Source organism: Actinoplanes sp. G11-F43 (assembly GCF_050589265.1).
In the GTDB taxonomy this organism is placed as follows: domain Bacteria; phylum Actinomycetota; class Actinomycetes; order Mycobacteriales; family Micromonosporaceae; genus Actinoplanes.
Map to the genome: position 1 here is coordinate 167317 of NZ_JBNZCE010000045.1, position 10109 is coordinate 177425.

11 protein-coding genes are annotated in these 10109 nt (G+C 70.4%); 6 read left to right on the forward strand and 5 right to left on the reverse strand.

Features of this window, described 5'->3' with window-relative positions; translation table 11 throughout:
- Nucleotides 1-59 precede the first annotated feature (59 nt).
- Genes ACQ0O7_RS39260 through ACQ0O7_RS39275 form a run of 4 tightly spaced genes read left to right on the forward strand, consistent with a single transcriptional unit; the run spans nt 60 to nt 3623 of the window.
- Nucleotides 60-992, forward strand: coding sequence for an ATP-binding cassette domain-containing protein (locus tag ACQ0O7_RS39260; RefSeq protein WP_430790436.1), 933 nt, complete (start codon nt 60-62; stop codon nt 990-992).
- A 5-nt stretch (nt 993-997) separates the two neighbouring features.
- Nucleotides 998-1768 carry an ABC transporter permease gene (locus ACQ0O7_RS39265; RefSeq protein WP_430790466.1) on the forward strand — a complete coding sequence of 257 codons (771 nt, stop codon included), beginning with the start codon at nt 998-1000 and terminating at the stop codon, nt 1766-1768.
- A gap of 14 nt (nt 1769-1782) precedes the next feature.
- Nucleotides 1783-2400 (forward strand): DUF5701 family protein, encoded by a 618-nt coding sequence (locus tag ACQ0O7_RS39270; protein ID WP_430790438.1) that lies wholly within the window; start codon nt 1783-1785, stop codon nt 2398-2400.
- A 50-nt stretch (nt 2401-2450) separates the two neighbouring features.
- Nucleotides 2451-3623, forward strand: a complete 1173-nt coding sequence (locus ACQ0O7_RS39275) for a spore photoproduct lyase family protein (protein ID WP_430790440.1) — start codon at nt 2451-2453, stop codon at nt 3621-3623.
- A 6-nt stretch (nt 3624-3629) separates the two neighbouring features.
- On the opposite strand, the gene ACQ0O7_RS39280 is transcribed toward ACQ0O7_RS39275, so the two are convergent.
- The 5 genes from ACQ0O7_RS39280 to ACQ0O7_RS39300 all read right to left on the reverse strand — a co-directional run bounded on the left by ACQ0O7_RS39280 (nt 3630) and on the right by ACQ0O7_RS39300 (nt 7557).
- On the reverse strand, nt 3630-4145 hold the full coding sequence (locus ACQ0O7_RS39280) for a hypothetical protein (protein WP_430790442.1): 516 nt from the start codon (nt 4143-4145) through the stop codon (nt 3630-3632).
- 12 nt (nt 4146-4157) lie between these two features.
- Nucleotides 4158-4505: an Imm21 family immunity protein gene (locus ACQ0O7_RS39285; protein WP_430790444.1), complete on the reverse strand. Its 348-nt coding sequence runs from the start codon at nt 4503-4505 to the stop codon at nt 4158-4160.
- Nucleotides 4506-4530: 25 nt separating this feature from the next.
- On the reverse strand, nt 4531-6048 hold the full coding sequence (locus tag ACQ0O7_RS39290; RefSeq protein WP_430790446.1) for a hypothetical protein: 1518 nt from the start codon (nt 6046-6048) through the stop codon (nt 4531-4533).
- A 37-nt stretch (nt 6049-6085) separates the two neighbouring features.
- Complete coding sequence (locus tag ACQ0O7_RS39295) at nt 6086-6640, reverse strand: VanZ family protein (RefSeq protein WP_430790448.1); 555 nt, start codon at nt 6638-6640, stop codon at nt 6086-6088.
- Nucleotides 6641-6714: 74 nt separating this feature from the next.
- Complete coding sequence (locus tag ACQ0O7_RS39300) at nt 6715-7557, reverse strand: hypothetical protein (RefSeq protein WP_430790450.1); 843 nt, start codon at nt 7555-7557, stop codon at nt 6715-6717.
- A 113-nt stretch (nt 7558-7670) separates the two neighbouring features.
- Between ACQ0O7_RS39300 and ACQ0O7_RS39305 the strand changes: the two genes are divergently transcribed.
- Both ACQ0O7_RS39305 and ACQ0O7_RS39310 read left to right on the forward strand, forming a co-directional pair.
- Nucleotides 7671-9002, forward strand: coding sequence for a restriction endonuclease (locus ACQ0O7_RS39305; RefSeq protein WP_430790452.1), 1332 nt, complete (start codon nt 7671-7673; stop codon nt 9000-9002).
- A complete protein-coding gene (locus tag ACQ0O7_RS39310; RefSeq protein ID WP_430790468.1) occupies nt 8903-9544 on the forward strand; it encodes a GOLPH3/VPS74 family protein in 642 nt (213 codons plus the stop codon). Before ACQ0O7_RS39305 ends, ACQ0O7_RS39310 begins: the two co-directional genes overlap by 100 nt.
- Nucleotides 9545-10109 lie beyond the last annotated feature (565 nt).

A 10109-nucleotide genomic window follows, 5' to 3' on the forward strand; every position in this document is an offset into this window, starting at 1 on the left:
GGGGTGTACGGTGTAACGCGCACCAATTTTCCGTAAGGCATACGGAGTTAGGAGCGACAGTGGCTGTCACACCCGCCCTGAAAGCTGAGGGGCTACGGAAGACGTACGGCGAAATCCCTGCTCTGAATGGTTTCGACCTGGCCGTCGGGCCCGGTGTCATCCACGGGCTGCTCGGCCCCAACGGCGCCGGCAAGACCACCGCGGTCAAAGCCCTGGCCACCCTGGTCGACTTCGACGGCGGCACCGCGCACGTCGCCGGCTTCGACGTGCGCACCCGGGCCGGGCAGGTCCGGCGGCGGATCGGCCTGGTCGGGCAGAACGCGGCGGTCGACGAGATCCTCGGCGGCCGGCAGAACCTGGTGATGTTCGGGCGCCTGGCCGGCCTGACCACCGCCGCCGCCCGGCAGCGCGCCGACCAGCTGCTCGACACGTTCGAGCTGACCGCGGCGGCCACCCGCGCGGTCGCCACCTACAGCGGTGGCATGCGCCGGCGCCTCGACATCGCCGCCGGTCTCATCCTGACCCCGGCGGTGCTGTTCCTCGACGAACCGACCACCGGGCTCGACCCGCGCGCCCGCAACGAGGTGTGGCGATGCGTGCGGGAGATCGCCGACCGCGGCACCACCGTCCTGCTCACCACCCAGTACCTCGACGAGGCCGACCAGCTGGCCGCGCGGATCTCGGTGATGAACCACGGCCGGATCGGCGCCGAGGGCACCCCCGACGAGCTGAAACGCCGGATCGGCGGCGACCGGGTCACCGTCACCCTCCCCCGCAGCCAGCCCCTGGAGCCGGTGGTGGACCGGCTGCCGGCCTCCGTCGACACCGAGAACCACCGGCTCACCGTCGAGATCGGCGCTCGCGTCGCCGGCCTCGCCCACGTCGTGCGCACCCTCGACGACCTGGGCGTCACCCCCGAGGACCTGGTGCTGCGCCGCCCCACCCTCGACGAGGTGTTCCTGACCCTCACCGACAGGGAGGTGGCACGGTGACGACGATGCGCGCCGGGTGGGTCCTCACCCAGAGAAACCTGGCCCATTGGGTACGCCAACCCTGGGCCCCGATCTTCGGCCTCCTCTTCTCGATCATGCTGCTGCTGGTGTTCGGTTTCCTGTTCGGCGGCGCGATCACTGTTCCGGGAGGTGGCGACTACATCAGTTTCCTGCTGCCCGGGATGCTGGCGCTGAGCATGATGTTCGGGGTGGAGAGCACCGCCACCGCGATGGCCGCCGACACCCGCCGGGGCATCACCGACCGGTTCCGTTCGATGCCGATCGGCAGCGCGTCGGTGGCGCTCGGCCGGGTCGGCGCCGACATGACGAACTCGGCCGCCGAGTTGCTCGTCCTGATCGCCGGTGGCCTGCTGATCGGCTGGCGGATCACCTCGGATCCGGCGTCCGCCGCCCTCGCCGTGGTCCTGCTGTTGTCGCTGCGGTTCGCCGTCCTGTGGATCGGGATCTTCATCGGCCTCAACTTCCGCGGCGACGGCGCGACGATGGCCGTGCAGGTGCTGGTGTGGCCGATCGGTTTCCTGTCCACCGCGATCGTGTCCGCCGAGACGATGCCCGCCTGGCTGGCCGCGATCGCCGCGTGGAACCCGCTGTCGGCGACCGCCTCCGCCGCCCGCCAGCTGTTCGGCAACCCGACCGGGGTGACCGGCGGGGTGCTCGCCGACGGGGCGGTGTGGCTGGCCATCGGCTGGCCGATTCTGATCGTCGCGGTGTTCCTGCCGTTGTCCGCCCGCGCCTATCGCAAGCTGCGCCACTGAGCCCGGGAGTGTTCATGAGCCTGTCACAGCAACTGGATCGACTGCTCGAAGCCGGGCTCGCCGAGGTCACCGGCGTAGCCCCGGCCGACCTCGCCGCCCAGGTGGCCGCGTTGCCGGACGAACCTCAGTCGGTGCTGGCCGTCCACCCCGGTCTGGCCACCGCACGGCAGCTGGCGCCGCTGCTGCGTCATCACGGGAAACCCGGCTTCGTCGTCGAGGACATGACCGATCTGGAGGCGTTCGTGGCGATCGAGCGGGTGGCCGCGGTCTTGCCAGAACGACCGTTCTATCTACTCCACGGCCTCGACCGCGGCGACGACATGCGCAACTGGAGCCCCACCGAGGCCCTGCCGGCCGTCCTCGGCCGGGGCCGCAGCCCACTGACCGTCAACGAAGGCATCAGCTGGCTGCTCCAGGACCCGAAGATCCTGGAGCCCAACCACTGCTTCATGACCATCGGTTCCCGCAAACCCAAGGGCGAGACCCTGGACGCCCGTACGCCGGCGATCTGGATCAGTGGCGGCACCGGCCGGGACGGCACCGCCCGCCGCGGAGCCCCGAAGGTCGGCTGGTGCTGGGCCGGCAACCGGCACACCTGGCTGGGATTCGCCTCCGCCGCCCACCGCCACTGAACACTTCCGGTGGGGCGGTACACCCGCCCCACCAGGGGTAACCCTGTGTCATGACCGATCTCGACCAGCCGCTCGCCCCGGATGTCCCGGCGGCGCCGCACAGCGCCAGTGGCGAACGGGTGGCCACCGCCGACCTGAGCGACGTCGCGCCGCCGGCCCGTCCCGCCCGCCGCTGGACGCCTCGGCGGGTGGTGGCGACCCCACCGGCGTACGACCACCCGCACGGCCAGCGGATCATGAAGCAGGTCGAGGCCCACGGCATCGAGGTGGAGCGGCTGCGGTCGGCCCGGCTGACCGGGATGCGCGGCGACACCGACCGGGAGACGTACGCCCGGGCCAAGAACACCATGGCGATCGTGGTGAGCCCACCATCGCGGCGCCGCCTGCAGCCGATCGCACCGAGCGCCGACTGGCGGTTCGATCTGGCGGAGGGCTGCCCGGCCCACTGCCAGTACTGCTACCTGGCCGGTTCACTGTCCGGCCCACCGGTCACCCGCGTCTACGCCGACCTGGACGACATTCTGGACAATCTCGCCGGGTACGCCGGGCACGGCACGGTCACCAGCCGCCACCGGGCCAGGCGCGACGAGGGTACGACCTTCGAGGCGTCCTGCTACACCGATCCGCTCGCTCTGGAACACCTGACCGGCAGCTGGCGCCGGGCAGTGGAGCACTTCGGCGCGTGGGACGCTCCGGTCCAGTTGCGCTGGACCACCAAGTTCGACGATGTGGACGGCTTCCTCGGCATCGCGCACCACGGCCGTACCCGGGTGCGGGTCAGCGTCAACTGCCTGCCGGTGACCACCCGTTTCGAGGGCGGTACGAGCCGTCTGCGGGACCGGTTGGCCGCGCTGCGCCGGCTGGCCCTGGACGGCTATCCGGTGGGCCTGACCATCGCCCCGATCATGCCGGTGGACGGCTGGCGTGCGGCGTACGGCGAACTGATCTCGCAGGTCGCGGCAGCGGTGGACGGGGTGCCCGCTCTCGACCTGACCGCCGAGCTGATCACCCACCGCTTCACGCCGGGCAGCAGGGACGTGCTGCTCGGCTGGTATCCGCGGACCGGGCTGGAGATGGACGAGGAGTCCCGATCCCGCAAACACGGCAAATTCGGAGCTATCAAGTACGTCTACCCGGCCCCGGTGATGACCGAACTGCGCACCTGGTTCGAGTCGGAGATCAGCGCCCGGCTCCCCGGTTGCCGCATCCTCTACTGGACCTGACGCCGGTCAGAAGCATGCGAGGCAGTAGAGCCGGTCACCGCCGGGGACGGCCCGGCGCGCCAGATCGGTGAGGGCGGTCAGGAACTCCGTCAGGCCGTCCGCCGCGCTCACCTCGAACTCCACGGTCGCCCACTGCCGTGCCACCCGCGGCAGAGCCTCCGGTTCCAGCACGGCCAGGGCGTCGCGCAGCGTGTCCGTGACCGCCATGACCACACAGCCGTCGATGTCCTCCTCGGCCGGTGCGATCAGGGCGGCCTGCCGATCACCCGATGAACGGCCGGTGAGGATCTTCTCCAGACTCACCAGGCGGGTCGGGTCGACACCCTTGCTCTGCACGACGGGGGTCCCCGACGGGGCGATCCGCACCCGGGGCCGCGACGCTTCCTCCGGCGAGGTCCGGTACAGCTCCTTCCCCGCCGCGATCTGTTCGGCGGTGAATTCGAGCAGCCGCGGCTCCCCGTCGACGGCGGTCGCCGCCACGTCGTCGGAACCGGCGGCGAAATAGTCGGTCAGCACGGACATCGGAACATGATGTCAGTCCCCGAGCAACCGGATCACACCCACCGAGGTGTTCTCGTCGGACCAGGCGTGGACGGCACGGACACGCCGGCTACCGGCCGGGATCATGACGGGAGCCTGCTCGGGCAACCGGCCGGTGCCCGGGTACTCGGTGCCGAGATCGGCCCCGGCGGTCACCGGGTCCATCAACACCGCCGGCCCGTCCGTCGTCCAGACCCCGCAGTCCTCCCACGCGGTGCGGGGGTCGGCGAGCACGACCTGAGCGGCCGCGATCGATTCGGCTTTGCTGCTGGCGCCCAGCGGACCGCCCATCGACTCGACCCAGACGGGAGACGACGGTCCGGTGGCGGGGCGGGGCTTCACTGGATCGGTATCCCTGTCCCCCGCATCAGGCATCGCCGAGGCTGACCAGTTCCACGCCGCGGTACAGCACGACCGGCTCGCCGGTGCCGTCCAGCCGGGTCACGACCAAGCGGCTCTGCGGTCCGGCGGCGGCCCGGCCGCCTTCGCCACGCAACGCAACCAGCGCATGACCGCCGTCCGGGGTGATCGTCAGATGCCTCAGGTGTTCCTCCGGCCCGGCGCCGGTGGTGATGTCGACCTGCTGTCCGTCCACACCGGTGACCAGCAGACGGTCGGCCTGTTCCGGGTGGCCCGGCACCCGGAACAGCACGCGCCCGTCCGGCAGCGCGGTCCACGGCTCGGCGCCGTTCGGGGCCACTGCGGGCCGGCCGTCGTCACTGAGCGCCACCACCGGCCCGTCCGGGCTGAACGCCAGCGCGCCACCGGCCCGCTCGACGGAACTCGCGGTGATCGCGGGCGCCGTGGTCAGCCGCGCGGTCGCCAGGTCGAGGGTCCACATCCGCAACGGCACCGGTTCGGTGTGGGCGTCCGCCGGCGACTCGGCGATCAGGGCATGCCGGCCGGTGAGCGTGGCGGTCACCGACCGTTGTGGTCCGGCATCCCCCGTCGGGGTACGGATCCTGCCGGTGTCCAGGTCGAGCAGAACCAGCCGGGACACCCCGTCCCGGGCCTCGGTCAGCACCGCGCGGGTGAGGTCGGGGCTGACCGTGAAACGGCCCACCGGCGACATCAGCTCGGTCACCGTGCCGTCCAGCCCGAGCAGACTCAGCCTGCGTACGCCGTCGACGGCCCGCACGAAGTAGTAGCCCCGGGCGGTGACGGCCACCTCGCCCTCCGAATCCGCCCGCGCGGTCTCCACCTCGGTATGCCGGATCGTGCCGGTCTCGGTGTCGGTGATCACCAGGCGTTTCGAGACCACCGAGAACACGTGCCGACCGTCCGGGGTGGCGCTCAACGGCTCACCGGGAACCACGAGACCGGGAAGCGGCTCCCCGGTGGTGAGGTCGACGCCACCCGCCGCCCCGCTCGTCCGGTCCTGCCAGATGATCCCGCCGGCCGCACCCCGGCGACACGACACCTCACCCTCCGTGGGCCGCCGGATCTGCCCGTCCGCCCGTACCACCAAGCAGGTGTTCCGGGTTATCACCAGGTCTCCCACGGAGGTGGCCTCACGCACGAAACTGCGGCCGGGCAACTCGACGTCGCGCACCCGGCCCTCGGACAGCAGCGCGTCCCGCGGATCCTCGGCCAGCCCACGCGCCACCGTCGGCGCCGCCGGGTCGTCCGCCAGCGCGAGTTCCACATGCCGGCGGACCGGCTGCACCCCGGCGAGATCGTCACCGAGCCGGTCGACGGCGATCAGACCGCGCAGATCCGTACGCCGCTCGTCGGCCACCGCGGTCAGGAACACCGCCGGCCCGAGCCCGGTGACACCGGCCGGCAACTCACTCACCCGGGCCGGCCCGTCGTCGTCCGGCGCCCCCGAACAGGCCGCCGTCCCCGCCATCAGAACCGCCGCGACCAGCACGCACTTCCCTCGCATACGAGGAATTCTGGCTTCCCCATGCAACGACGGCATATCAGCGCGGGCGATCCGGCTCGGCCCAGCGGAATCGGTCGGCGAAGGCGGCGACACCTGGCACCCGCAACGCGGCGGAGAAGAGGGCGAAGCCGAGCGCACCGCCGACGGTGTTGGACAGCAGGTCGTTGACGTCCGCGATGTGACCACCACCCAGCAGATGGGCGGTGACGAACTGGGACACCTCGATCGCGAGGCTGAAGAACGCTCCCACCCCCACCACACGCCACCAGGACGCCCGGGCCACGAGCAGCGGCACCAGCATTCCCACCGGCACGAAGATCACGATGTTCATCACCGCGTCGACGATCTCGTAGTCGGCCAGCGGCACGAGGACGAGCGCGGAGTGCCACGGCATGTCCCTGGCCGGCATGTCCAGGAAGATCGGGAAGACCGTGTTGGCGATGACGCCCGCGGCATAGACACAGAGCGCGACGGCGACAGTAAAACGCGCCGCCGTCAGCAGGTTCCGGCGGTGCAGATGCCACACCAGCGCGAGGAGTACCACCACGGCGACCGGAATCACCACCGGGAGAACCGGGACCTCACGAAACACCGCGCACCACTCCTCGCCTCGGACAACGGGCGGCACCGGGGAATCCGCAAGATCATTATGCATGGTGAACCGCTTCAGCCGGACCGGGTAGTCACCACTCGCTCCTCGGCGTCGAGCCAGGCGTGGACGATGCCGTCGAGCAGGCGGGGCCGGTAGTCGCCTCGCACGAAGCGGATCCTGCTTCGGCCGATGCCGTCCGCCTCCAGGTCGGCCACGGTGCGGCCCAGAGCCGTACGGGCCAGCATGCTCGCCGAGCGGCTCATCCGCCGGCGGCTGAAGGCGAGATGACGGACGCCGAGGTCGGTGATCCGATCAGGGTTCGACTGGTGTCTCTCAGTCAGCCAACCGCACTGCCACAACCCGTGATCGGTGCCCCAGTAGTCGACGCTGCCTTCCGCGAACCCGATGATCGGCTCGTAGGGGTTCGTCTCGGCGCCGGCCCGGGCGGCGTCGCGGCCGTCGCAGAACTCGCACGGCTCGTCGGCGTTGTGCATCAGGTCCGGCCAGTCGCTGAGGGCGAGATGGTTGGCCCGGGTCCGCGCCCACTTCGCCGCGTCGACGCTCTGCTGGGCGGCCTCACGCGACTCGTAGACTCCGGGCGCGGTGCCGTGGTCGTGGGGCTGGCCCATGGCGGCGTACACGGTGGGGCTGTAGACCGGTTTGAGGCGGTAACCGACCAGGAAGTCGGTGTTCATCACCAGGCGGATGAGGCCGCGCCCGCCGGTGCCACGGCGGGTGCCGACCACGTACCGCTGCTGACCGCCGTCCCCCCACCGGATCGGCAGGATCCAGACCTTCGCCCCGGGCGCGAAGTGTCGGGTGCCCGGCCGTTTCGCGTCGGTCCGCTGCCGGGTGAGGACGTCCCGGCTGACGTTGGCCACGACACCCCAGGTCAGCGGCTTCTCGGCGGCGATCATCCGGCGATTAGATCAGAGCCGCTGATCGACGGATTCCACTCGCGACGATTGGACGATGAGAAAGGACGGGGCGGCGAGTACTTTCGGCAAGATCTTTTAGACATGGGGGTCCATTGTCCAGCGAGAACACCAAGCGTCCCTGGGCGCATCCGGTTTCCAACAACGTGCTGGTGATAGCCGTGGTGGTGGGTGCGCTCGGCTCGGCCGCCGGAGCGCCGCCGATCGCGATCGTGCTGTGGGGCTGGGCGTTCTTCGCCTGGCGTAAACGCAAGAAGGAGGAGCAGGCCGCCCTCGGCGGCGCTCCGGTGGTGGGCACACCGCTGGTTCCGGACGATCGGCAGCCTCTCGCCGATGATCCCCGGTCGGCATGGGCTTACCGTCGGTATCTCGGCGGGCTGGAGTCCGCCCCCGTCTCACCGGTCCTCGCCGAACGGATCCTGGCCACGGTGCAACCCGGTGACCACATCGAACTCATCGCCGACGCCGTCACCTGCACCGGTTGGCAGATCGACTCCATCCTGCCGAAGACCCGGCCGCCCGGTGGTGGCGACCTCGCGCTGCGGACGCTGCGGGGATGGATCGTCGCGGACCGCAGGACGGCCCGGATCACCGTGGCACCCGGCCCGATGGCGAAGGGCCGGGCAGTACGGACACCGGACAAGACCGCCTGGCCGACGAGCGGGCTGGCCATGGAACTCTGGGCACCGGACCGGCCCAAGTTCACACTCAAGGTGTTTCTCGATCCGCTCGACACCATCGGTCTCGACATCATCGAGAACGGCGCCGGTGCACACATCAGGCGACTGCCGGAGACACCTGAGGTGCCGTCGCCGCCTGATCCCGAGACGATGACGGATGTCGCCCCGGTCCTGCCCACCGGGCTGCCCACGGATTGGAAGGCGGCGGAGGAGATCGCTCGGGCCCACATGTGTGAGATCGGTTTCCCGGACGCCCGGCTCACCGGCGCCGGGCGCGACGGTGGCATCGACGTGACCTCGAGTCTCGGGGTGGCTCAGGTCAAGATGCAGGCCCAGCCGGTGATCGCCGGGCTGGTCCAGCAGCTTCGTGGCAGTCGGCCCGATGTGGCCCATCATCTGTTCTATTCGACCTCCGGATACACCAGCGGCGCGTTGGAGGCAGCCGATCGGAGCGGGGTCGGGCTCACGGTGGTCGCTGATGCCTGGTCGGTCGCGCCGTGGTACCAGCCCTTGGTGTCGGGCCGGCCCTCGGACCGCGCGGACCAGCTGATCTTCACCTTCTGGCCGAAGCAGCCGTCGCTTGACCGTGTTCCGGGGACACGGTTTTCACTGGGTGGATGTCGCTGCCTCTGCCGCATCAGCTACTTCTGCTCAGCCTCCGGCCGGACAAGGGCCGGTTCGACGACGACAGTGCGGCGGCCCGCGGGGTGCTGTTGCGGGCCGCGGCTGTCGCCGACCTTCGGCTGACCGGGCTGCTCGACATGACCGGGGCGGCGGCACCGGCCCCGGACGGCCTGGACCCGTTCCTCGCCGAGGTGCTGGGCACCGTTCCGGCCGGTCAGCGGCGCGACTGGTTCGAGCTGATCGTCACACGGTCACGGAAGGCCGAGGACGCGGTGCGGGATGGTCTGGCCACGGCCGGGGTGATCACCGTCGAGCGCCACCGCGTGCTGGGCCTGTTCCCGGCCCGGCGGATCGGGCTGGTCGACGCCGAGCTGGTGGAATCGCTGCGGGTGGGCGTACGGCAGGCGGTCCTGGAGGATTCCGCCCCGATCGAACAGGCGATGCTGGCCGTCCTCGCGATCGACGGCAACATCGGCACGGTCTTCGGCTGGCGTGACCTGCGCGGCCGTTCCGCCACCGTGCGGGCATTGCGCGACCGGGTCGACTACGAATTGCCGGGCCTGTGGAAGTCGGCGGAGGCGGCGATCGCGGTGGAACGATCACCGGTGACCATTCCACTCCATCACGATCCCGGTCGGAGCGAACGGTCACGATCTCGTTGGTGACGGTCAGATTCACACCGGAGCCCGGGGTTTCGAATCTCGGGCCGGCCTTGACCTCACAACCCTCGGCCCGAGGCTGCCTTCTCGCCCATTCGATACCATTTTCGAGCCTTTCGACGGCAGCCGAACGGCTCTGCCCCTCGGACGTCACCTGCCAGACCGGGACTTCGCCTTCGCCGCACGTCCAACAGACGATGTCCGCCCTCTCGCCGGTCAGAACGTCCGTCCCGACGACCTGCTCCGCACCCCACTTCTCCGGGGGCCGGGAGTGGCGGTGAGACGCAGTGGGCGGCCCGGATGTGCGGGTGCGATGGTCAGGCGCTGGACCAGCAGCGCGACCGCCGGTACTTCGGTCAGTCCCGCGCCGAGGCAGGTGTGGCCGCCGACCGCCGCGCCGCCGTGAAATCGCGGCCGAAGCCGAAGCGGTACGGGTCGGGGAAATGCTCGGCGGATAGACGCGCAGTGTCTCCATCACCGGCACGGCCGTTTCATGATCGATAGTGGCGGTGAGTGACGGTGCCTGCGTTGGCGTGTCGGATATGGACGAAGCTCCGTTGAGTCCAGGTCT